The 23,111-nt window shown below is 40.7% G+C and carries 22 protein-coding genes, 2 rRNA genes and 1 riboswitch; of the genes, 20 read left to right on the top strand and 4 right to left on the bottom strand.

What is annotated here, in order from left to right; all coding sequences use genetic code 11:
* The 6 genes from F0342_RS13355 to F0342_RS13380 form a co-directional block, all read left to right on the top strand.
* Positions 1–443 (top strand): 23S ribosomal RNA (locus F0342_RS13355); the annotation flags it as partial.
* A gap of 103 nt (positions 444–546) precedes the next feature.
* Positions 547–663: ribosomal RNA gene (gene rrf, locus F0342_RS13360) — 5S ribosomal RNA — on the top strand.
* Between the two features lie 160 nt (positions 664–823).
* Entirely contained in the window at positions 824–1,663 is an 840-nt protein-coding gene (locus F0342_RS13365) for a tyrosine-type recombinase/integrase (RefSeq protein ID WP_188048543.1), read from the top strand.
* Positions 1,664–1,695: 32 nt separating this feature from the next.
* A complete protein-coding gene (locus F0342_RS13370; RefSeq protein ID WP_149156426.1) occupies positions 1,696–1,896 on the top strand; it encodes a hypothetical protein in 201 nt (66 codons plus the stop codon).
* 275 nt (positions 1,897–2,171) lie between these two features.
* Entirely contained in the window at positions 2,172–3,002 is an 831-nt protein-coding gene (locus F0342_RS13375; RefSeq protein WP_149156427.1) for an SGNH/GDSL hydrolase family protein, read from the top strand.
* Positions 3,003–3,787: 785 nt separating this feature from the next.
* Entirely contained in the window at positions 3,788–4,336 is a 549-nt protein-coding gene (locus tag F0342_RS13380; RefSeq protein WP_149156428.1) for a serine O-acetyltransferase, read from the top strand.
* 50 nt (positions 4,337–4,386) lie between these two features.
* Here the strand turns inward: F0342_RS13380 and F0342_RS13385 are convergent, their stop codons facing one another.
* Positions 4,387–5,721, bottom strand: coding sequence for a UDP-glucose dehydrogenase family protein (locus F0342_RS13385; protein ID WP_149156429.1), 1,335 nt, complete (start codon positions 5,719–5,721; stop codon positions 4,387–4,389).
* Positions 5,722–5,732: 11 nt separating this feature from the next.
* Complete coding sequence (galU, locus tag F0342_RS13390; protein ID WP_149156430.1) at positions 5,733–6,644, bottom strand: UTP--glucose-1-phosphate uridylyltransferase GalU; 912 nt, start codon at positions 6,642–6,644, stop codon at positions 5,733–5,735.
* A gap of 336 nt (positions 6,645–6,980) precedes the next feature.
* On the opposite strand from galU, the gene F0342_RS13395 reads away from it, so the two are divergent.
* The 14 genes from F0342_RS13395 (at position 6,981) to F0342_RS13460 (ending at position 20,967) form a co-directional block, all read left to right on the top strand.
* Positions 6,981–7,577 carry a CalY family protein gene (locus F0342_RS13395; RefSeq protein WP_149156431.1) on the top strand — a complete coding sequence of 199 codons (597 nt, stop codon included), beginning with the start codon at positions 6,981–6,983 and terminating at the stop codon, positions 7,575–7,577.
* A gap of 124 nt (positions 7,578–7,701) precedes the next feature.
* Positions 7,702–8,550 (top strand): amyloid fiber anchoring/assembly protein TapA, encoded by an 849-nt coding sequence (gene tapA, locus F0342_RS13400; RefSeq protein ID WP_149156432.1) that lies wholly within the window; start codon positions 7,702–7,704, stop codon positions 8,548–8,550.
* 6 nt (positions 8,551–8,556) lie between these two features.
* On the top strand, positions 8,557–9,132 hold the full coding sequence (gene sipW / locus F0342_RS13405; RefSeq protein ID WP_262481743.1) for a signal peptidase I SipW: 576 nt from the start codon (positions 8,557–8,559) through the stop codon (positions 9,130–9,132).
* A gap of 26 nt (positions 9,133–9,158) precedes the next feature.
* Positions 9,159–9,785: a TasA family protein gene (locus F0342_RS13410; RefSeq protein WP_188048544.1), complete on the top strand. Its 627-nt coding sequence runs from the start codon at positions 9,159–9,161 to the stop codon at positions 9,783–9,785.
* 108 nt (positions 9,786–9,893) lie between these two features.
* The gene (locus F0342_RS13415) at positions 9,894–10,193 is read left to right on the top strand and encodes a DUF5658 family protein (RefSeq protein WP_149156434.1); all 300 of its coding nucleotides are present in this window, start codon (positions 9,894–9,896) and stop codon (positions 10,191–10,193) included.
* A gap of 283 nt (positions 10,194–10,476) precedes the next feature.
* Positions 10,477–11,037: a competence protein ComK gene (locus F0342_RS13420; RefSeq protein WP_149156435.1), complete on the top strand. Its 561-nt coding sequence runs from the start codon at positions 10,477–10,479 to the stop codon at positions 11,035–11,037.
* Between the two features lie 250 nt (positions 11,038–11,287).
* Positions 11,288–12,187, top strand: a complete 900-nt coding sequence (gene murQ, locus F0342_RS13425; protein ID WP_149156436.1) for an N-acetylmuramic acid 6-phosphate etherase — start codon at positions 11,288–11,290, stop codon at positions 12,185–12,187.
* 96 nt (positions 12,188–12,283) lie between these two features.
* Positions 12,284–13,642, top strand: coding sequence for a PTS transporter subunit EIIC (locus F0342_RS13430; protein WP_395940687.1), 1,359 nt, complete (start codon positions 12,284–12,286; stop codon positions 13,640–13,642).
* On the top strand, positions 13,639–14,667 hold the full coding sequence (locus tag F0342_RS13435) for a MupG family TIM beta-alpha barrel fold protein (protein WP_149156438.1): 1,029 nt from the start codon (positions 13,639–13,641) through the stop codon (positions 14,665–14,667). The genes F0342_RS13430 and F0342_RS13435 overlap by 4 nt, the downstream gene beginning before the upstream one ends.
* Before the next feature lie 131 nt (positions 14,668–14,798).
* The gene (locus F0342_RS13440) at positions 14,799–16,577 is read left to right on the top strand and encodes a LamG-like jellyroll fold domain-containing protein (protein WP_149156439.1); all 1,779 of its coding nucleotides are present in this window, start codon (positions 14,799–14,801) and stop codon (positions 16,575–16,577) included.
* A gap of 712 nt (positions 16,578–17,289) precedes the next feature.
* Positions 17,290–17,375: riboswitch (cyclic di-GMP riboswitch) on the top strand.
* A 212-nt stretch (positions 17,376–17,587) separates the two neighbouring features.
* Positions 17,588–18,709 (top strand): sensor histidine kinase, encoded by a 1,122-nt coding sequence (locus tag F0342_RS13445; protein ID WP_149156685.1) that lies wholly within the window; start codon positions 17,588–17,590, stop codon positions 18,707–18,709.
* A gap of 160 nt (positions 18,710–18,869) precedes the next feature.
* Complete coding sequence (locus tag F0342_RS13450; RefSeq protein WP_188048545.1) at positions 18,870–19,295, top strand: type IV pilus modification PilV family protein; 426 nt, start codon at positions 18,870–18,872, stop codon at positions 19,293–19,295.
* Between the two features lie 11 nt (positions 19,296–19,306).
* Entirely contained in the window at positions 19,307–19,747 is a 441-nt protein-coding gene (locus F0342_RS13455) for a PulJ/GspJ family protein (RefSeq protein ID WP_188048546.1), read from the top strand.
* Positions 19,744–20,967, top strand: coding sequence for a hypothetical protein (locus tag F0342_RS13460; protein WP_149156442.1), 1,224 nt, complete (start codon positions 19,744–19,746; stop codon positions 20,965–20,967). Before F0342_RS13455 ends, F0342_RS13460 begins: the two co-directional genes overlap by 4 nt.
* A gap of 444 nt (positions 20,968–21,411) precedes the next feature.
* Here the strand turns inward: F0342_RS13460 and F0342_RS13465 are convergent, their stop codons facing one another.
* Positions 21,412–22,002 (bottom strand): SCO family protein, encoded by a 591-nt coding sequence (locus F0342_RS13465; RefSeq protein WP_316252610.1) that lies wholly within the window; start codon positions 22,000–22,002, stop codon positions 21,412–21,414.
* Positions 22,003–22,067: 65 nt separating this feature from the next.
* Positions 22,068–23,063: an aliphatic sulfonate ABC transporter substrate-binding protein gene (locus F0342_RS13470; protein ID WP_149156443.1), complete on the bottom strand. Its 996-nt coding sequence runs from the start codon at positions 23,061–23,063 to the stop codon at positions 22,068–22,070.
* Between the last annotated feature and the right edge of the window lie 48 nt (positions 23,064–23,111).

The following is a 23,111-nucleotide window of genomic DNA, read 5'->3' on the forward strand; positions in this document are numbered from 1 at the left end:
TTATCTCCCCCAAGAGTCCACATCGACGGGGAGGTTTGGCACCTCGATGTCGGCTCATCGCATCCTGGGGCTGTAGTCGGTCCCAAGGGTTGGGCTGTTCGCCCATTAAAGCGGTACGCGAGCTGGGTTCAGAACGTCGTGAGACAGTTCGGTCCCTATCCGTCGTGGGCGCAGGAAATTTGAGAGGAGCTGTCCTTAGTACGAGAGGACCGGGATGGACGCACCGCTGGTGTACCAGTTGTCTTGCCAAAGGCATCGCTGGGTAGCTATGTGCAGAAGGGATAAGTGCTGAAAGCATCTAAGCATGAAGCCCCCCTCGAGATGAGATTTCCCATCACGTATGTGAGTAAGATCCCTAGAAGATGACTAGGTAGATAGGTCAGAGATGGAAGCATGGCGACATGTGGAGTTGACTGATACTAATCGATCGAGGACTTAACCACAAAGAGTCATTTATGAAATGAACAACAATTGGTCGGTATTCGGCTTTCTTGACATCAATTCTTTATCTAGTTTTGAAGGAACAACCCTTCAATTGAATATTCGTCTGGTGATAATGGCGAAGAGGTCACACCCGTTCCCATGCCGAACACGGAAGTTAAGCTCTTCAGCGCCGATGGTAGTTGGGGGATCTCCCCCTGTGAGAGTAGGACGTCGCCAGGCAAATGTGAAGAAAGAGTAGCTCTTAGGAGTTACTCTTTTTTTTGTTATTTGTTTTACAGACAAATTTCTCCCTGCCTGCTACATTCGGAGAAGTTGACTTCCTCATCTATAAGTTCTACGATAATAGTAAACAGAGGTTTGATTCGAAAGGGTGGTACTCTTGCAAGGATCTTCTAGTACTACAATTGATCAGTTTTTAACATGGCTTGAACATGAAGGGAAATCATCAAATACCATCTCGACTTACCAACAGGAACTTAAGAAATATGAGAAATGGCTTCAGGATCATAATCAGGAACTTGTAGATATTAATCAGAAACATGTTCAGAAATATATCGTATTTTTAGAGCAAAAGGGAAAGAGTCCGATCACGACGGATAAGGTTTTTGGTGTGATCCGAACCTTTGCTAAATATTTAAAGAGACCTGACATTACGTTTGATATAAAGATCAAACAGGGAAATAAAAAGGATGAAATCGAAACACTTTCTAAGGAAGATTGTGAGGAACTTTTATCTGAAGTAAGAGAAAGTGAAAATGAACGAAACATAGCGATTGTTTATATGTTGCTTCATACGGGTATTCGGGTTTCAGAGCTCTGCGCCCTGAATATATCTGATATTGATTTTAGAACAAAACAGGTAAACGTTTTGGATACTCATGGAGATAGAAGGATCATTCCTATGTCTGAAGAATTGATAGAGTATCTTTCTTTCTATATGGGTGCTATTCAACCAAAGGAAGCGGTGTTTGTTTCAAGAAACAATGAGCGTTTAACCGAGCGATCGGTGCAATATATGCTTAAGAAGTTTCATATTAATGCTCAAAAGCTTCGTCATACATTTTGTCAGCATCTTATCGATCAAGGTGCCAGCCTTGAAGTGGTATCTAAGTTGGCGGGACATAGGGACATAAATGTAACGAAAAGGTATGCGAAGTCGCGCGTTCCTGAAACTGAATTTGAGAATGCGATTCGACGAACTTTTTCGAAGGATTCATAAAGTGTATTATGAAATGGATTGAGGTGAGGATGATGAGTAAGGATGAATTAGCAAATAGAAGATGGATGGCCATACCAGGTCACATACGCAAGAAACTCGAGGGAAATGTCTTTTGTCGAAACTGTGGAGTGACTACAATCATTGATTATATTGTGGGTTCTGAAAACCATAAAACCGTGTTGGAAGGCAGATGTGAGAAGTGTGGAGCAGCCGTAGCCAGGTTAATTGATTAATGAATGGTAGAACCTCTTTATCAGAAAAGTGATAGAGGGGTTTTTTTGAAATAGCTGAAAAAGTGATCTTGAATAATGATAACTTAGCTTTCATACTCTCCCCCCTTAATCAGACCCACAGATTTAGAAGTGCCATGAATATATTATTATTCATGCGTCAATCCTCATTTATTTTGTCGGAACTTTTGGGACGGTCATCTACATAGATATACAAAATATGTAAGATTCCTTCTGTATCATAGAGTTACAAATTGATAGATTATGGGGGAGTCAAGGTGAAAAAGTTTCTGCTAATCATTCTAACCATTATGACGATTTCAACAGTAATAGGGGGGAAGTACCACTGGAATCAAAAGGTCAGTGCCGTTCAGGCGAAGCTAACTCAAGAGAAGAATGATGGAGGTAGTGTTGAAGGAAAGAGTTCTATAGAGGGAAAGCAAGTGGAAGAAAAGCCAGACAAAAATATATTGGTAAAGCTTGATAAGGTCAATTTCTTACCGAAGGATCTGCAGCCTACCTTTCAAAGGGCTATAGAAGAGAGGCGTCCTGTACACCTTATGATCACCGGCTCTTCCTCCACATCAAAAAAGAATGAAGCATGGCCACGGTTACTGGAAAGGAATTTACTCGATGTATATGGGGATTCGTTAATCCATGTAACGATTAAGGAAATAAGCGGCAAAACATTGCAACAGGTGGTTGAAGAGAATATACATAAAGAATTGGTGAATATGAAGCCCGACATTCTTTTGCTGGAACCTTTTTTACTCTATGACAATGGAGAAATCAAAATGTCTGAAAGACTGAAAAACATTTCAAAGATTATAAAATCTTTCAAAAAAGCGAATCCAGACCTGATCATCTTGATCCAGCCTGCAAATCCTATTTATGGAGCCACTTACTATCCGCATGAAGAAAACGATTTAGAACGTTATACTAAACAAAATAACTATATTTATTTGGATCATTGGAAGGCATGGCCAGATTTTAATAAGAAAGTGATTGAAGATTTTCTTACTGAAGGAAATGTACCAAATGAGAAAGGGAATGAAACTTGGGCTGAGTACTTGAAGGAGTATTTTGTAAGGGATGGCAGAAAAGAGTAGTCATAGGATAAATTCCATAGAGTTGATGAGTCCTCATAGAGCTGAGGGCTTTTTTAGATAAAATACACCTTTTTAGGCTGTGAATTTAGATTCATGAAATTTTAGTTTATGTTTGAGCTGTTCCTTCATTTTTTCATCTAGACAACTTTGTATAAGAGAGAAGTAATAAGTAGCAAGAAGCTTATGAATGATTTTCATAACGTACCCCCATTGCTTTGTAATTCGTATTCATTGATCCTATTTGTGTGTATTCTTATTTTCTACTAGATACCGCTCAAAATATATAGGGAATCATATGTATCTTTCTTACAAAATTCGCCGTCCTTTTCGTTGGAATGATTAGGAAATGAAGTCTAACTATTTCTATTGGATTATTCATAAGTTGTCATTAGGGAATAGAATGGGAGGATGGTAATGAAACATGGGGTTACAGTTGTCACAAAATGTCGAGGAAGACTAACGATTTAATCAAACGTTTGTTTAAAGGAACCAGCATCACTGATATATGAGTGAATCTGGTTAAACGAATGTTTAATGAATTTTGGAACGAAAATCTTCATATAAAAATATATTCACAAATTGTGCAAGGAGGGCCACAATGAGAAAAAGTAAGCAGGCCAAGCTGATTACCTTAAAATTCAAAGTTTTGGTTTGTTCATTTATGAAGAGTGGTATGTGAACAATGGTTGTAATCGAAAATTTACAAAAGCCTAAACTCCTTGAATCAATCTATTAACATCTCTCTAGTAAACTACAGAAAAAGAACCCAGTAGAGGGAGAGATCAATGTTTACATTAATTAAGTCTGATTACAAGGCGTATGGGTTATCATTTAAGGGATTGATCATGAGTGTGTTCAATTTTTCTACTTTTTGGCTGGTAGTACTTTATCGAATGTCACATTATTTGTATAAGAAGAGGATTCCCATTTTGCCTCGCATACTCAGGTCTATAGGAATTATTTTCTACGGAGCAGAAATTTCTCAAGGAGCTGAGATTGGACCAGGTTTCAGAATTGCTCATTCAGTTGGAGTGGTAATCGGGACCAACGTGAAGGCAGGTGCACATTTGGAAGTATTTCAAAATGTGACGATAGGTGGAAGAGATCAAGAACGCAATGGACAGATCAAACCTATCATTGGTGATAATGTGACGATTTTTACCGGTGCTGTGGTTGCGGGGCCAGTTACCATTGGCCATAATGTGTCGGTGGGGGCGAATGCCGTTGTAACGGAGGATATTGCTTCCAACCTGGTGGTAGCAGGAGTTCCGGCAAAGCCTGTTGGGGAGGTACGTATCCCTCATTCGTTAAGGAGTATGAATCGTGTCATTTAATTCAGTTCTATTTAAGAAAGCCTTCTCCCAGGAGAGAAGGCTTTCTTTTTTTACACATTTTCCTTTTCGATACAATGATTCATTACAGCAGGTCTTCCGATTGAATAATAGTTCATTGCTGTCTTCTTCGCTTCGTGAAGAGAGAAGCAATTGCGTCCATCGAACAGATTCGGGGTTTTCATTAGTTTTGCAATGGTTGAAAGTCTTAAGACTTTAAATTCTTCCCACTCGGTTGCAATGAACAGCATTTCTTGATCTTCAATCGCAGCAAAGCAATCTTCAGAGTAAGAAACGGTATTACCTAATAGAAGTTTTACTTTATCTTGAGAAACAGGGTCATATACTGTGACTCGAACTCCAGCTTTCAACAGGGCACTTATGATTTCTATGGAGGCTGCTTCACGAATATCATCTGTATTCGGTTTGAAGGAAAGCCCGAGTATTCCGGCTTTTTTTCCTTTGATATCTTTCATATGCTCTTTGGCGAGTTCGACGAGTTTTACCTGTTGTTTTGCGTTGACGTGAATGACCGATTCGAGTAAGTCGAATTTGTGCTGAAGATTTCCTGCCATTTGAACAAGGGCACTGGTGTCTTTCGGAAAACAGGATCCCCCATAACCGATTCCGGCATTCAGAAATTGGTGACCTATGCGTTGATCCATGCCCATCCCTTTTGCTACATCTTCTACGTTTGCGCCAAGTTTCTCACAGAGATTCGCAATTTCATTAATAAAGCTGATTTTTGTGGCCAAAAAGGCATTGGAGGAGTATTTTATCATTTCAGCACTTTCGATAGAAGTTTGGAGAATCGGCACCCCGAATGGCTTGAGCATTTCTTGAAGTTTCGCTGCTACCTTATTATCCTCGGTTCCAAGCACGATTCGATCTCCGTTAAAGGTATCGTGTACCCCTGAGCCTTCCCGGAGAAATTCTGGATTGGACGCAATCATGACACGCGTATTTTGTTTCAAATGATTTGTTACCCATTTTTTTATCTTTCTATTTGTCCCTACAGGAACCGTGCTTTTAGTGACAATAATGGCATCCTCGTTTTGAACAAATGAACCTATTTTTTCGGCGACCTCTTGAATAGCAGACAGATCGGCAGAGCCGTCATTATTGGAGGGAGTCCCTACGGCGATGATGATCACTTGAGCTTCATTACAAGCGGTTCTGTAGCATGTTGTAAAGGAAATGGTTTTATTCACTAGATTTTGTTGCAAAATGGCTTCCAGACCAGGTTCATAAATCGGTGAAATACCTTGATTCAACTGATCAATTTTTTCATGGTCGATATCGAGGCACGTCACGTGATGCCCAATATTCGCAAGACAAGCTCCTGTCACCAGTCCAACATATCCAACACCGATTACGGAAATTCTCATCGTCTCACTCCTTATTTATTCAGTAGTTCTTTAAGATATTGAGCTACGTCCTGTTGGAGTTCAGGTCTTTTCATGGCAAATTCAATGGTTGCTTTGATGAATCCTAGTTTATCGCCTATATCATATCGATGTCCTTCAAATGATTTTGCATAAATAGGTAATTCCTGACTGTAATAGTTGAGGGCATCTGTCAGCTGGTATTCTCCACCTGCACCTACTTTCACCTGTTCTAAATATGGAAAAATATCAGGAGTCAGAATATATCTTCCCATGATCGCTAAATGGGAAGGAGCGTTATCTTGATGCGGTTTTTCAACCAGTCCGGCAATGGGATATGTGGACTGATCCGCCCCTCCGGTTATAGAAGGCCTTACAATGCCATACTTTGATACATCATCTGGGTTCACTTCTTTTACCCCGAGAACCGGTACTTGATGATGTTCGAATGCTTGAATCAATTGCTGCAGGCATGGAATATCTGAATCGATCACATCGTCCCCTAACATAACAGCGAAAGGATCATCCCCTATAAAGGCACGGGCACATAGTATGGCATGCCCTAATCCTAGGGGTTCCTTCTGTCTGATATAATGAATGTTTGCGAGATTTGCAATCGATTGCACTTCTTCTAATGCACTCCATTTTTGTTTTTTCTCCAAAGTGGATTCTAGCTCGTAGGATTTATCAAAATGATCTTCAATACTCCGCTTTCCTCTTCCGGTAATAATGATAATATCCGTAATTCCCGATTGAACGGCCTCTTCAATAATATATTGGATGGCAGGTTTATCGACAATAGGAAGCATTTCCTTCGGTTGAGCTTTCGTCGCCGGAAGGAATCTTGTTCCTAATCCCGCGGCGGGAATGATGACCTTTTTTACCTTATGTTGTTGCTGGTTGTTAGATAAAGATGAATCCTTCATTCTATCAGCCTCCAATATGTACATGTTTCATATTTTATCAGAATGTATGCTCATATATGATTAAGGATGTAGAAATTTACGCAGGTTTAACAATAAGAAAATAAATGAGCTCCCGTTCTTAATAAAGATTAAATTTTTCTTGATAAAAAACAAAAGATTAAGAAATAGGAAGATAATTCGAGATAAAGAACAATAATTGTTCTTTTTAATGGTAAATTGACTATATTTAACCATTTTCAAGCTGGGTATTCTGTCATATACTTCAATTGTAAGTTCGTTAAAAAGAACAAAACCTTATAAACGGACTATATATTTGAAAACGAGGAGGAATTTTGGATGGGTATTAAACAAAAGTTAGGTTTGGGTGTAGCTTCAGCGGTTCTAGGTGTATCACTGATTGGTGGGGGTACATATGCGTATTTTAGTGACACAGCTGAAACTTCTGGTACGTTTGCATCAGGGACAATTGAATTAAATGCTAATCCAACTACGATCATAGATGTCCATAACATTAAACCGGGTGATACAATGCTTCGCTCATTTGAACTGAAAAATGATGGTACGCTTGACATCGCTTCTCTTAGTTTAGCAACTTCTTACACTGTAAATGATGTGAAAGGAGATAACGATGGTGCAGATTTCGGAAAGCATATCCGAGTTAACTTCCTAGTAAATGCTGATAAATTAAGTGTACCTATCTTTTCAACAACTCTTCAAGAGCTTCAAGGTATGTCACCTGATGTCATTCAAGGAAGTATCTTTAGTGGCTGGTTAGCAGAAAGAGGAGGGAAATTAAAAGCAGGGACTTCTGATACCCTCTTTGTACAGTATGAATTTGTAGAAAATGATAAAGACCAAAATATATTCCAAGGCGACACTTTAGAACTTGAATGGACATTCGAGGGTAAACAAGGCAGAGGGGAAGCCAAGTAAGAGTAAATCAGGAAAGGTGGGGCCACCCACCTTTCTTACATACTATCAAACTCTTAATCCTGTTCAGGTTTTATAAATGGGTTATGCAACCTGAACAGGATTAACCCACCCCCCACCAAAGGAAGTGATTACCATCCGTTTTTTAAGGTCAAGGAAGTTTAAAACAAATTCAAAGCGTTGGAGTGTGGCATTACAGCTTTTTGCCATCTGGTACATGGTCATTATTACGGGAACCTATCTCAGTTCCGGTACGGATGCATACTTTAATGATCATGATCAGGTGACGGGGAAAATAACAGCAGGAACATGGGAAGTGGAGTCTTCTCAGTGGGATAAAAGCTCATTGGCATTTATAAATAAAGATCAGACGATAGTAGTGAAGGCATGTCCCCCAATTAAAATTTCTACAAAAATCAGGAATAACGGGAGAGATATGAAAGGAACAACGGAATTTGAAGTGTTTTACAAAGATAGCGGAAACCCTATGAAAGGTAAAAAGATAGGAGATGGGATTATTCAGCCTATTTCCTCAAACAGGGTTGACGTTCTCACATTTGAGGTGAATAAACCAGGCAACTACAAATTTAGAGCTCTTCAAAGGCCGGGACATGGGAATAAAGATGATAGTAGACAAGACTTATGGAGTGAAACCATTACAGTGAAGTGTGAAGAAGTTAAAAAATCTCAAGAGAAAGAGGAAGTGAAATCAGAATCCGAACCTGGGAAAGAGGTAGAAGAAAAATCGGTACCAGCGGAAAAAGAGCAAAAAGCCGAACAAAACAAAGAAGCATCTGAAACAGAAAGTGACCCAGTCAAGGAAGAAGTGAAAATACCGGATAAAGTGAGTCCTGAGACTGATACCAAATTAGAAAAAAAGGATGAAACCTCAGAACAAGATAAGATTGAAGGAAAAGAAGTACCGTCTCTAACAGAAACAACTGAATCCGAGGCGCCTATGCAAAAGGAAGGATGATTACAGGTGAACGCAAAGAAGATTAAGAAATTCATCAGTTCTAGTATTACGGTCGTTTTATACCTCGTCCTTTTCACGATGATTATCGTGGTCGTATCTTCAAAAGCAGCTGGAGGAGAACCTGAAATATTTGGGAAGCAGATAAAAACCGTCCTTTCCGGATCAATGGAGCCTGGTATTCAAACAGGATCCATCATTGCAGTGAAACCAGGAGGCGATATGACCCGGTTCAAAAATGGTGACGTCATCACTTTTAAACAAGAAGAGAACATGCTGGTTACTCATAGGGTCGTCGAGGTAATGAAGAGCGGGGAACATGTCATGTACAAAACAAAAGGGGACAATAATGATGCTGCAGATTTAGAGCCTGTCTTATCAGAAAATGTTGTAGGTGAATATACAGGGTTCACCATCCCTTATATAGGTTATTTCATGAACACCATGAATTCCAAAAACGGCGCCTTCCTCTTCATCATCCCAGGACTTTTACTCCTTTGCTATTCAGGCTTTGTCATTGGTAAAGCCCTTTCTCAGATTGAGATAAAGAAACCGTCAGAGTCTATTGATAAGAATGTATCGTAAAGATGTCTAAGAAGGAAGTGGAGTCTATGGGTAATAAGCGATTCACCTTGTTAACAATTAGCGTGGTTTTCCTGCTTGGATTCTTCGTTTTTTCACTGGAAAGGGTTCAAGCCGATCAAGGGGATACGACAAATGAAGTGGATATTGCAACATCACCAACAGGAATACTCTTTCAAGTGGATAACATGAAGCCTGGTGACTGGACAACGAAAACCATCAAGGTCAAGAATCAGGGATTGAAGGATTTTCAATATACGATGTCATCGGAAGTGAAATCTGGCTCGGATAAATTATATAACGCACTAATGATGACGCTGTCAAATACTAAAGGGGTCATCTATGAGGGAAAGGTTTCAGAATTCAAAGGGTTTGATGCCCGTAAACTAGCTAGTTCAGGAGAAGAGGATATGACCTTTAAGATCGAGTTCCCTGAACATCTTGGGAATGAATTTCAAGGACTCATGACTGAACTAAAATTCACCTTTCAAGCGGAAGGTATAGTGGGCGAATCTCTTCCAGTTGGTGGAATGACACTTCCGAATACGGGAACGGTCATTTATAAACTTCTATTGATAGGTGGACTATTATTTTTCAGCGGACTTGGAGTTTATGTTTATCAATACCGAAGAAGAGTGAATATAGTGAATGGGTAGAACCTTGATGAGAAGTAGATCAAGGTTTTCTTTTTTGAATTAAATTTATTGGGGTATGAGTCAAAAAACCAGTGTAACATTCTAGTAATGATAGGTAGGGGTGAAAGGATGAAGAAACTATTCCTTGGCTTGGCTTTCCTGAATCTGATGGATGGAATTATCTCCTTTATTGGTCTTAATGGTTCCTTTATGGTAGAAGCCAACCCTCTTATGAACGAATTGTATATGACGAGTCCCATACTATTTTTAGGTATCAAAATATTGTTTTCGCTCTTCTTGGTCCTTATTGTATTTTACGACCGGATCCCGCGTCTGAAATGGGTAACTTCTATAGCATATGTTGTTAGTATCATCTATCTCTTCGTATTTTGTCTCCACGGAATCTGGATCATCCAATCGGTTATGTGATTTTCTCCTCTCGCAAAAGAGGAGTTTTTTCATTTCCTGAAGTGAGTTTCATATAAATGAAAAACTATATTCCCCTCTAGTTTGTACGTCAAGTTAAATCGATTCTTTCGACACTATCTCCCAGGAAATAATCCATTTCCTCAAATTATGAGATTTTTCTCAAAAAACACACAAATATAAATGGAAATATTTTGGGATTAGTATATAATAGTAATAAAGTCTCATATATAAGAAGATTCTGATAAAAGGGACTTTATTATAAAGGAAAAGGAAGGTGTTTTGATTGAAAGGTTTAGAAGTGCTGGTTACTCGAAGGACGGTGGCGATTTGCCCTGCATATGATGGGATTCATCGGTCAATTATTTATGACTACTCGGGGAGAAAGACGTTCAGCAAAAAATCAGTAATGGAGATTCTGGACGACTCCTGTATGGCTTACCGGTCTACATATGACGGCAGGATCAAAGCCGTTCGTCATGCTACCAAGTATTTACGTAAGACACCTCTTATGATCTGCCCGCAGGAATACATCTATGCGATACCCACAATGGCTCCAACCGACTATGATTGTATCTGGTTATTCTGCCAGCATATCGAGTCAACTTCCACTTCAGAAGGAAAAACATACATCCAGTTTACGAATGGAGAGCAGTTGGAAATCAACTGTTCGGAAAAAGTGATCGCCAAACAACGGGAACGGGCGGCAGCCACCATGAATCACTTCGCCAGCTTCCCATCCCGCAGAGCTTTGAGAAGGACCGAAAGTGAACTATATCTTCCTGGTTTTCATCCCGGTATGCTTGATTCACCAGACATTACAAATGATTCACACCTCGATTTTTGAAAGACCTTTGAATATATTAAAAACATGAAATAAAGAAAAAACAGGAGTAGGAAGCTTGTTCCAACTCCTATTTGTCATTTTCATTCACCATTGCCCCATTCTTGAAAACTTCTCCTCTTTTACCATAAAAATTATTGGTCTAATATAAAATAAAATTTCATATAATAAAAAAATCAATTGAAATTTAATTTCAAACGTGATTATAATATAATTAATGAAAACGCATACAGATTTCTGGGAGGAATAACTTATGACAGATAAATTTTTTGAATTATCAACAGAGAAGGTAAATCAGAATACGCTTGGAATCGATACAGCGAGAACTGGTGAGATTCTCCGCATGATGAATGAGGAAGATCATAAGGTCGCTTCAGTTGTTCAAGAGGTGATTCCTCAAGTTGAAAAAGTAGTAGATGATGTTGTGAAATCCATCTCTCAAGGTGGGAGATTGATCTATATCGGTGCAGGTACGAGCGGCAGGCTGGGTGTGCTGGACGCGGTGGAATGTCCTCCGACCTTTAGTGTGAGCAGTGACGTCGTCGTCGGATTGATTGCCGGCGGGGAGAAAGCATTCGTCAAAGCGGTTGAAGGAGCAGAGGACGATGAAGAGTTAGGCGTATCCGACCTGAAAGAAATCGGGCTGACGCCGGGGGACACGGTCGTCGGGATTGCAGCGAGCGGACGTACCCCTTATGTCATCGGTGGTCTAAGATATGCAAGAGTACTCGGTGCCACAACGGTCGCCCTGTCGTGTAATAAAGACTCAAAAATTTCTGCAGAAGCAAAGCATGCGATTGAAGTAGATGCCGGACCGGAAGCATTGACCGGATCCACTCGATTAAAAGCCGGAACCGCACAGAAGATGGTCCTTAATATGATTTCGACCGCAACCATGATCAAGTTGGGTAAGGCATATGGGAATCTGATGGTCGATGTGAATATCAGTAACTACAAGCTTGAGCAGCGAGCGATCGGAATCATTGAGAGTATCACAGGTGCTGATAGGGAAACGGCAGCAGCAACTTTAAAGAATGCGAACAACGAAGTGAAACCATCCATTGTGATGATCACTCTTGGCTGTGACTATGAAGAAGCGAAGAGCCGGTTAAAAGATGCCAATGGATATGTTCGATTGGCTATTGAAAAATAGGCTTTTTGTATAGGGGTACCTGTCCAGAAATCTTCATAGAAATAGATGTGAAGATGTAATGAGAATACAAAGCAGAATTGAAAGGGGAAGGTGAAATTGACAAACAAAGAATTGGCTGGCGTTATCTTAGAGCAGTTTGGCGGTGCTGATAATATAGCAAGCTATGAAAATTGTATGACCAGACTGAGAGTGAAAGTATATAACGAAGATCTAGTCCAAAAGACAAGTATCAAGAAGATCGAAGGAGTATTAGGATTTGTAGAAGACGAAACGTATCAGGTCATTTTAGGGCCGGGTAAGGTCAATAAAGTGACAGAAGAGTTTGGGAAGCTGGTTTCAGCAGGTTCAGGGGATGTTGATCTGAAGGCTCGTGCTGCTGAACAAAAAGCTGATTTGAAGAAAAAGAACAGCACTCCATTTAAATTACTACTAAGACGAGTGGCAAATATCTTTATTCCTCTGATTCCTGCGTTGATTGCGTCAGGATTGATTACAGGGTTTACGAAGTTCTTCGTTCAAGCAGGCTGGTTAAATGGAGAATCACAGCTTGTGATGATGCTCTCAATTATAGGTAGCGGATTATTTGGTTACCTGGGTATTCTTGTCGGGATGAATGCGGCGAAAGAATTTGGCGGCTCAGCGGCACTTGGCGGGTTGGCTGGTATTTTGATTATCAACCCGGCCATTGGTGATGTGACGTTATTTGGAGAAAATCTGCTTCCAGGACGGGGCGGACTGATCGGCGTATTGATTGCGGCAATTTTCATGGCATTTGTTGAGAAAAATGTACGCAAAGTTATTCCACAGGCAGTGGACATTATTGTGACACCGACCATTGCGTTACTTGTCACGGGATTATTAACATACACGGTATTCATGCCGGTAGGTGGATTTATTTCAGATTTAATTACGAACGGACTCCTTTCATTGATTGAAATGGGTGGATTAGTTGCCGGATTTGTACTTGGTGCCACCTTCCTGCCCCTTGTCGTAACAGGGTTGCATCAAGGGTTGACACCGGTTCACTTGGAACTGATCAACACGATCGGGGACGACCCGCTTCTTCCAATCCTTGCAATGGGTGGAGCAGGACAGGTTGGAGCAGCCTTCGCGATCTTCATGAAAACAAAGAAGAAGAAGCTGAAGAGAGCGATTGGCGGAGCTCTTCCGGCAGGGATGCTCGGTATTGGTGAGCCTCTCATCTTCGGGGTTACACTGCCCTTGGGAAGACCGTTCCTGACGGCGTGTATTGGTGCTGGATTCGGCGGAGCATTCCAAGCATACTTTGATGTCGCGACATTCGCGATCGGTGTATCAGGGTTGCCGCTGATTTTCCTTGTGAATGCAGGAGAAATTCTTTACTACACGATTGGACTTTTAATTGCCTATGCAGCCGGATTTGCTATCACGTATCTGGTTGGCTTTAAAGATGAAATGGCGAGTGAGTTCGAATGATCGGAATCTCCGTTTATTTATCTGATGAAGCAGCCGAAGAGAGAATTCTTCGCGCTTCTTCATCAGGTATCAAGCTGGCGTTCACCTCCCTTCACATTCCGGAAGAGTCGGCGTATAGCAGGGAGCATGTCAGTCATCTGTTATCCATTTTCAAAAGGGATGGGTTTGAAGTGTTTGCTGATGTATCTAAAAACACGACCGCTCTTTTAGGATTGAGCCATTTGGAAGAGTTAAAGGAATTGGGTGTGACGGCATTGCGTCTGGATGATGGGTTTACTGCTGAAGAGATGGTGACGTTATCTCGTCACTTTCAGATTGCCATCAATGCCAGTACGGTTGGAGAAAGGGAGCTTCGAGAATGGACCTCGAACGGACTGGAAACAGGGAACATGATTGCGTGGCATAATTTCTATCCTAAGCCTGAAACGGGATTGGATCAGGATTACTTTATGAAGCAGCAAAGACTGTTTGAAGCATTAGACATTCCGGTTTATGCCTTTATACCGGGGGACGAGGAAAAAAGAGGACCGTTATACAAGGGTCTCCCAACTTTGGAGGATCATCGTGATCAAAACCCTTATACGAGTGCCCTCCAATTGAGGCACTGCGGTGTCCAGGGTGTATTTATAGGCGATCCAGGTTGTTCACAGGAACTACTTGGTAAGCTAGCGGATTATGATCAAGAAAATGTAATCGAGCTTTCGTATGAGGGCCTCGGAGAAATTGAGGGAGAATATCAACTCAGACCTGATCCGGGAAGAGATGTGTATCGATTACTCGAAACAAGGACGAATGGCGATGCTCCGCCTTCAAATACTGTAGAAAGACCACGTGGCACCATCACCCAGGACAATAATTTGTATGGACGCTATAAAGGGGAAATGCAAATTGTCCGAAATGATCGGAAGAAAAACCCTGCCGTGAACGTAGTCGGTAGAATTCGCGAGGAAGACCTTGATCTATTGGAATTATTGGAGCCTGGTCAAAAAATCCGGTTGATAAGAGGGATGGACCTCAGTATGTGAATTACTTGTATAAAAATCTTCTAATGATTTGTTCATTAGGAGATTTTTTTTGTTTCAGAAGGATACATCTTCTATTCGACACAGTCCATACTAATTAGAAAACACTTCGGCAATTCAAAGGAGGGACGACATTGAGATTAGACAAAAAACACATGCTATTCATAACGGGACTGGCTGGTTTGATGGTTCTACTTTGGGTGTTGTTCCCTCCTGTCATTTCAGGACGGGACATGGAAGAGAGAGGTCCTTCTACAGCCATCGCCGCCCATTGGATCTTCTCGAAGGATTATATTCAATCCGGAACCATCACTGGGAAGGATCTAGTGATGAAAGACGTAAGTGGGAACGCCAATCATCTCCGGTTAATCAACCTTGAAGGCTCCAATCAAAAACATCCTTTCATCCGCTGGTCGGAAGAAGATTATGAACAAAAGGATGAGGTTCAGACCTTACAATTTAATCACAACAAAAGTGATGCTGGAGGTCAATATTTTCAAACCAGTAAAAATGCCCCTTTGAATCATAATCGTTTTAAAAACGGATATACGATCGAGGTCTTATTCAAACTGCCGAAACAGTTCTCTCCGAAAGACCACGGTGGAATGGGCATTATGTCAAGGGGGGGGCAACGTTCCAACTTATCTGTATCCGCCTATAAACAAGTCCATTGGGCCAGTCATCCCTTAAATCTTCAACGCACCGAGACAGATTGGTCCCTTGCCCTAGATAGTGAAGAAGACTGGTATCATGTAGCGGTCGTCAATGATGGGAAGAATACTAGCATCTATATAAATGGAGAGGCCGACTTTCGGCACTCCACTGCTGAAATGACCGGGATTGATTTGGTAAAAGGAAAGGGATGGTATGTCGGGGCATCAGAAAAAGAGAGTAAAGCAGATGCTTTGTTTGCAGGGAATTTACAGGAAATCCGCATCGCCAATCGATCTCTTCCAAAAGAAGACTGGCTTATCCAACATAAGCCCGGTGACCACGTCAAAAATGGATCCAATCAATATCAATCCTTACGAACGAAGAAGAAGAATTATTCCTTTCTTTTTGTCCCGGATCCACAAAAAACGGTGCGATATAAGCCAGAGATTTTCAAAGAGCAAATGAGATGGATTTCAAAGAGATATAAAAGGTTAAACATCGCTATGACAGCTTTCTTAGGAGACATGGTCGATCAAAGCGACTCGTTGGAGGAATGGATGCACTCGTCTACAAGCATCGGTATCCTCGACAAAAGAAAGGCTCCGTACGTGACGATTGCCGGGAATCATGACTACGGTAAAGGGGATCCTTATCTTAAATATTATGGATCAGGGCGTTTTTCGGACAGATCGTATTATAAAGATTCTTCCCCTACTGGATATAGTTCGTATTCCATCATTAAAGCGGGAAGTTATCATTACTTATTTCTATCCCTCGACATGGAACATATGAAAAAGGACATTCCTTGGGCGAAGAAGGTTCTAAAATCACATCCAAAAACACCGACCATCCTTCTTTCTCATCAAATCCTCGACATGGAGGGAGTCACTCCCATGGAGACAGAGAGGGGGACATTGGCCTGGGATGAACTGGTCCATCCATTTAACCAGGTATTTATGACAGTCAATGGACATCACCATGGCTCCATTCACAGAATGAAACAAAATGCAGCAGGTAATCCCGTTTTACAAATGCTTGTCGACTACCAGTCAAGCTATCACGGGGGCAATGGCTGGATGAGGTTTGCAGAATTCGATGAAGCAGACGAGATGATTTCGTTTAAGACCTATTCCCCATGGGTGGATAAACTGCCGAGGCCGCAGAAAACGTATTTTGATGTGGCGTATTTAACGGGGGTGCGTGATCAATTCAAAGTACCATTTGATTTTGAAGAGCGTTTTGATTTTGTTGACCAGTGATATTTGGGTTTGGATCTGAATAAATAAAAAAGCATGAAGACCTTAATAACATAATTTCATGCTTTTTTAGTGCAAATCTATGTTCCGTAATCTACTCAGAGTCAGAGTCAAAGCGATTGGCTTAAGCGAGCATAAAAATGGATGTAAGGATTAAATGAAAGTAAACAAACTAATACGATATAGTATATTTTCTGCGTTTTCTTGAGTAAATAAAAACAACATCGTTATACATACCCATATGTGAGAAGTTATGATCGGTGAATTTCAAACTTTCTTTCCTTTCGAGATCAAGAATTTGGAAAAGGACTGGGTGGTTTTCGAATGGATTTTTGGTTTCGTAGAAATGGAAGAGTGACAAAAAGTCATTTCATAGGCACATCGGTGTGTATCTAGTCAATCGAAAGTCAAGAAATCTTATTAGTATGAAGTGATTAGTTCTAAAGTGAGAAAGTTGTCGATAAGTATTTTCGCCTAAAATATAGATTATTCTGATTTTTCTTATATAATGTAAATACAAGTAATATTTGTTAATATTTAGATTAATAGGGGGATGGCGAATGCCTGGATATTATATGAAAGAAATATGGACACCACTAAAGATAGTGGGGATTAAAATTTTTAAATCAGAAGAAAATAGTATCTTTATGAAGGTCCTCCAAAAACCAAGGAAACGTATTTTTTAAAACTAATATATTAAATACTTCTAAAACGCGTACGATAAAGGCAAACCCATTGAAAAATGGTGACGCAAAGCTATAGGGGCTTAAGTCTACAAGATAATGCCAGCCAGTTACCGTGTACGCAAATCTTTACACAAGTTAATCAAGATACTTTCCTGAATTTTTCCTTCTTTAATATTTTAACAGATTTATTCCTTTTATTTTTCATCCCTTACCATGCTCCTCATGGTATTAAATTATCAAATGGCTCTCACCCTATCCCCTATTTTCTGTTATAGTAATATCAATGAATATTTCGACAATAACCGGAATGAAGGGACTGCCATTTTGATGACTAGTGCTTCTGTCATGCTAATAGAATTTCTTGAAAATCATTCAGACGAATTTTTACATAATTGGCGTAAGAGTGTCGTCATTTCAGATAATGATCTATATAAAGAAGAAGTGTTGAACAATGGGGTGAAAATGTTTCAATTAGTGAAACGTGCAATCGAAACGCCTCTCAGTGAAGAGGAAATTACCTATCTCGCATATAAGACCGCCCTGGAACGGGTAAACGCTAACGTGAATATAAGTGAGTTTGTCTATAACGTAAATGTCGGGAAAAGTATTATTATCAAATGGGTGAGTAATTCAGGAATTGAACTTCGGGAATTGCAGCCCATCATTGAAGAAATCAACGCGCTTTTCGACCGTTTTTCCTACTTAGCCGTTAGAAAATACACGGAAATTAAAGAACAGCAGCTTCAAGAAAAGGAGTTGTATATCGATCAAACCCATAAAGAGCGGCTGACGATCCTGGGACAGATGAGCTCAAGCTTCGTCCATGAATTCAGAAACCCCCTCACGTCGATCATCGGGTTTACCAAGCTCTTGCAAAACGGTTATCCAGACTTACCTTACTTGGATATTATGCAGCATGAGCTGGAGCAATTGAATTACCGGATCTCCCAATTCCTGCATGTGTCGAGAAAGGATTTGATTGAGAGTACCAGGGAAGAGATCATCCTTACAGAACATCTGGAAGAGACCATTGAATTTCTGTATCCGAGCCTTCTGGATGGTGATGTATCCATTGACTTTCAGTGCGATGCTGACATAAAGGTGTTGGGAAATAGGGATGAGCTTAGACAGGTCTTTCTTAACCTCATCATGAACTCCATTGATGCCCTTCAGGAAGTTGAGGGACAACGTCAAATCACGGTTTCATGCGAAGAAGAAGCAGGTAAAACAAATCTTCAAATCTCCAATAATGGCCCGCGGATCAAAGAGGAGACCATCGAAGCCATTTTCGAACCTTTTTACACGACAAAAGACCTCGGAACGGGAATCGGTCTATATATTTGTAAAAAGCTGATTGAAAAGCATGGCGGGGAAATTCGTTGTCAGTCGAACGATGAGTTGACGACGTTTACGATCGGTATTCCCGTTGAATCTAATATTGTTATTTAATTGACTATTGATTATCGGTGCCAGGCACAAAAACTTAGTTTTTGTGCCTGGCACCGATTTTTTTAGTATTTTATAGCAATTGATTTAGTGATTCATAGAGTGTGAGTGGTATAATTGGAATAGGAAAATATTATCATTTCGGTTGGGAGGGGATAAGGTCTTGGTACATAATGAAAAAGGGGTTACGTTACTTGAAGTGCTTTTGTCTATAACGATCTTATCGATTATCCTTTTGTCTATAACGAATTTTTTCCCTCAAATGGGGATGATGAATAAACACAATGAAGAAAAGTCTCAGGGAATGAATTTTGCTAAGCAGGTATTGGTAGATTGGAAGACTTCTCAAAGGGTTATTGACTTTTTAAAAGCACCGGCACCAGCTAATCGGCCTGAAGAATATAAGAGTGAAGACGATAGTTATTACTATTTTAGTACTATAAAGAATGACTTTGATGTACATATCAAAATTAAAAAGGAATCTGACTTACATTCGACTCCGTCTAAAGCTCACTTGATTCAAATTCAATTGCAGGAAAATAATGACACCGTGAGCGAAACATACGGTTATTTGACGATCGGTGAGTGAGGGGGGATAGTTTGTTACAGAATGAACGTGGACTGACTCTTGTTGAAGTCTTAGCTACATTAACAATTTTATCAATTATCAGCGTGGTTATTTGGAATGTGTTTTTTCAAGGTCTGGACTATTCTGATAAAGCTGTCACCCAAAATTCGATGCAACAAGAATCGAACTATTTAACGATGAAACTGACAAGAATCCATCAAACCGCCAAACAGTATGGACTTAAGAATTCTAACTGCAATATTGTGGTCGATTACATTAATCAAAATAATGAGTCCTCTAAAGAAATAATTACTGATGCTGATCTATGTTTTAAAACAACCTTTACAGGTCGTGTAGACCCAAGTAAGGAAGACTTGCCACTAACCATTTCCATCCATGATAAAAATAATGCTGCGAATGAATTTGTTATGGAAACGATATTTTATAGGCTGAAGGAGGATCAAAGCGAATGACCCATCTGAAAGATGAAAAAGGATATGCTTTGGTAACCGTGTTGTTGATCATCGTGGTATTTATGGTGATTTCCCTCTCCTTTATGGGACAGTCTTTAAATAGTGTGAAGCAAAATAGAGTAGTTGAAAATAACTATCAATCAGTAGCATTGGCTGAAATGGGCATTTCATATTATCAATTAGCTGTCAGGAATGCCTATCTTTCCAATCAGGAGGGTATTGTGAGTCAAATACAGCACCAATTGGAAACGGATAGACGCAATCGGGTAGAAAATACATCAGAATACTATACTGGTCTTATAGTTTCTCTCATGAAGCAGGCCATCCAATCATCTCTTGAAAATGAACATCAAACTCTCAAAATAGAGAATCGTCCCGATGCCACTTACATCATTCAGGATGTGAATATCACTTCAGAATCCAACGACATCATCATTACTTTTACAAGTCTCGGAGAAGAGGAGGATGAGACATCAAAGCTCAGCGCTGAAATGAAGATCCCTATTAAAGATTTAGGATCAACAGACGGGGAAGGTAGCGGATCCGATCCGTCCAATGCTAGTACATTACCGGATTTCAACCAAATTCAAGAGCCTAAAGGTTTACCGGACAGGTGCAAAAACCCACCTGTCATCTATGATAGTTGCAGTGAGATATTCTTAGCTGGATCAGGAGCCTTCTCTTCAAACCATAATAACTTAGATGATAAACTCCTCTACGCAAAGGGTGCATTAATACTAGGTGGTAACGCTAATAACATGAGCAATACCCAGATCCATACAGATGGTTCCTTGTCTATGGGGAAAAATATGAACAATGCAAGGAATGTATTCATAGAAGTAAAAGGAGCTACCAGCTTTGGTGGGCAGCTAAGGATGGATCGATCTCGGGTGTTTGTTGGAGGGAGTATGAGTGTTGCCGGGCACTTAGAAGTTGAGGATAAGTCTATTATATATGTAGGAGGAAGCGCGGCTGTTTCAAAACATCTATCCATCGGTTCAAATTCCAAGATGTGTGTAGCCGGTAATTTAGGTGCCAGTCAATTAGATATTGATGGGGAATTATATGTGAAGGGATCTGTGAGCGGAAAGGTCAAATCTGGCCAAGTCACTCATGTCAACCATGCAGAATTCGAAAAAAATTGCGGCGTACCAAATTCTTCTGCTGAACTAACCGTTGAGTGGGGAGATATCGTAAACAAGGTGGAATATAGTTATTGATATAAGCAGTCGTCCAATGTGTCGATTGCTTTTTTAGTAGTTTATCAGGTACAAATGAATGATTTTGTACCGGGTACAAATCCCACATGATGTACCAGGTACACTCTATCATAAGTGTGCCAGGCACCGATGCCGAGTTTCGTGCCAGGCACCGCAAAGGTCACCCATTATCTCATTGTTTGATTCGATAATTGAACCAATTTTTTAAACTCCTCGGATTCTACGTAATATACATAGAGCACCTTCCCAAACCTTTCAATCAACAGCACATCTTTGTTTATTTGTTAGGGGTAGGGGTTATTCCTGCTTTGGGCGTAGTGGTGAAAATTAAATGAGTGGTATGGCATGGGGGTTTGGTGGAAATTGGGTTATGGGATGAGATGGATGATCGGGCTGTATGACGTAATTCCACATAAAAAACCTCCTCGATTTCACTCGAGAAGGTCACTTCAACTTCTCAATATCCTCAATGATCTCTTCATATGGAGGATTGGACACCCCTTCATATTTCTTCAGAAAAACCCCATTCTCACTCATCAAATAAAAAGAAGTTCCATGAACAAACTGATTAGAGCCTTCCACTTGAGCAGCAGGAGTTTTAAAGGAGACATTGGCGAAGGATTCAATCTCGTCACGAGAGTATCCCGTTAAAAAAATCCAATTCTCATCATCCATTTCATATCGGCCACTATATTCTTTCAACACTTCAGGAGTATCATGTTCGGGATCCACACTAATCGATACCAGCTGGACTCCCCCATCCGATCCCGCTTCCGCTATCTTCTTTTGAAGCTTTGACATATTCGCCGTCATCGGAAGACAAACGGTATCACAATTCGTAAAGATGAAATCAGCAATCACAATCTTTCCCTTATTGAGATCTCCTAATGACGTAGCCTCCCCATTCTGATCCACAGCGGCCAAATCACCGACCTCTACATTCATAGGAAAAGACTCTTCAACATTCTCCCCCTGGCAGCCAGCCAAGAAGAAAAGAGATAAGACAACCGTAGCAATCATAAATTTAAATCCCACTCAACTTCCTCCTTCTGAAACAGAGGTCCGTCCCTCACATTAGAAGAGGGACGGACCTTGTCTGGTTAGTCTATAAACTGCTTATCGATCAAATCGGTGAATTCAGGTTTTTCTTTCAGGAACTTCAGTTCATAGGATGAATCAGCGAAGGCTTGAACGGCATCGGAGTCCACTTTGTAAGTGAAACCGATTCGTTCCCAAGCCTGATCGACGACTTCCTTGCCTAGTTCTTGGCCGGTTACGTCTTTCACGTCTTTAATCGTGATTTCTTTTGCTTCTTCCGGATTTTCAGCGATGAAAGAAGTTGCTTCTTTATGAGCGTCCACGATTTTTTGAATGGTATCAGGATTTTCTTTCACGGATTTTCCAGACGCAACAAGCACTGAAGCAGGAAGTGTTTCACCGAATGAAATTTCGTCATGATCGATGATGATGTTGGCACCTGTTTCCTGTTGAATCACGGCTGCCCAAGGCTCCGGCGCTACGGCAATGTCGACTTTCCCTGATTTCAGCATGTTGGCATATTGTGCCGGGTTTCCTGTTACGTGTTTCATGGTCCCACCGATACGTTGAGATTCAATGCCATGTTCTTTCAAGAATGTTTCGACCTGAACATCATGCGTGCAACCTACGGCAGGGGTGATGAAGGATTTGCCTCCAAAATCGTCCACGGATTTCACGCCGCTTTCCTTACTTGCCAGAACCACGGTTCCACCAGTGGATCCCCCACCAATGATCTTCACGTCAGCCCCTGTCATGTAATTGTTCATGGCAGGACCAGGCCCAACAAGACCGGCATCAATTTCACCTGTTTTCAATGCGGTCATAAACGAAGAGCCATCGGGGAAGGTTTTGTATTCAATGTTTGTGCCGTCTCCCAGCTGTTTTTCATAAAATCCTTTGTCCTTTGCAACCATTGCGGGAACGTGGTTAATATTTGGGAAGTAACCGATGACGACCTTTTCACTGACGTCACCGCCTGAACTCTTTTCAGTACCGCAGCCTGCCAAAACACCTAGAAATGTAAAGAAAATCGTCATGACTAGAAATGCTTTTTTCATTTTGTAACCTCCTGTTTTTATTAATGAGGCAGGTGATCATCCCCTGCC

Source organism: Bacillus sp. CH30_1T (genome assembly GCF_008364765.1).
Classification (GTDB): Bacteria; Bacillota; Bacilli; order Bacillales; family Bacillaceae_B; genus Rossellomorea.

Bases quoted from the DNA above. Each gene is read 5' to 3' on its own strand.
- F0342_RS13370 (WP_149156426.1), top strand. From the start codon at position 1,696: ATGAGTAAGGATGAATTAGCAAATAGAAGATGGATGGCCATACCAGGT.
- F0342_RS13380 (WP_149156428.1), top strand. From the start codon at position 3,788: ATGTTTACATTAATTAAGTCTGATTACAAGGCGTATGGGTTATCATTT.
- F0342_RS13385 (WP_149156429.1), bottom strand. From the start codon at position 5,721: ATGAGAATTTCCGTAATCGGTGTTGGATATGTTGGACTGGTGACAGGA.
- galU (WP_149156430.1), bottom strand. From the start codon at position 6,644: ATGAAGGATTCATCTTTATCTAACAACCAGCAACAACATAAGGTAAAA.
- F0342_RS13395 (WP_149156431.1), top strand. From the start codon at position 6,981: ATGGGTATTAAACAAAAGTTAGGTTTGGGTGTAGCTTCAGCGGTTCTA.
- F0342_RS13410 (WP_188048544.1), top strand. From the start codon at position 9,159: ATGGGTAATAAGCGATTCACCTTGTTAACAATTAGCGTGGTTTTCCTG.
- F0342_RS13415 (WP_149156434.1), top strand. From the start codon at position 9,894: ATGAAGAAACTATTCCTTGGCTTGGCTTTCCTGAATCTGATGGATGGA.
- murQ (WP_149156436.1), top strand. From the start codon at position 11,288: ATGACAGATAAATTTTTTGAATTATCAACAGAGAAGGTAAATCAGAAT.
- F0342_RS13435 (WP_149156438.1), top strand. From the start codon at position 13,639: ATGATCGGAATCTCCGTTTATTTATCTGATGAAGCAGCCGAAGAGAGA.
- F0342_RS13445 (WP_149156685.1), top strand. From the start codon at position 17,588: ATGACTAGTGCTTCTGTCATGCTAATAGAATTTCTTGAAAATCATTCA.
- F0342_RS13460 (WP_149156442.1), top strand. From the start codon at position 19,744: ATGACCCATCTGAAAGATGAAAAAGGATATGCTTTGGTAACCGTGTTG.
- F0342_RS13470 (WP_149156443.1), bottom strand. From the start codon at position 23,063: ATGAAAAAAGCATTTCTAGTCATGACGATTTTCTTTACATTTCTAGGT.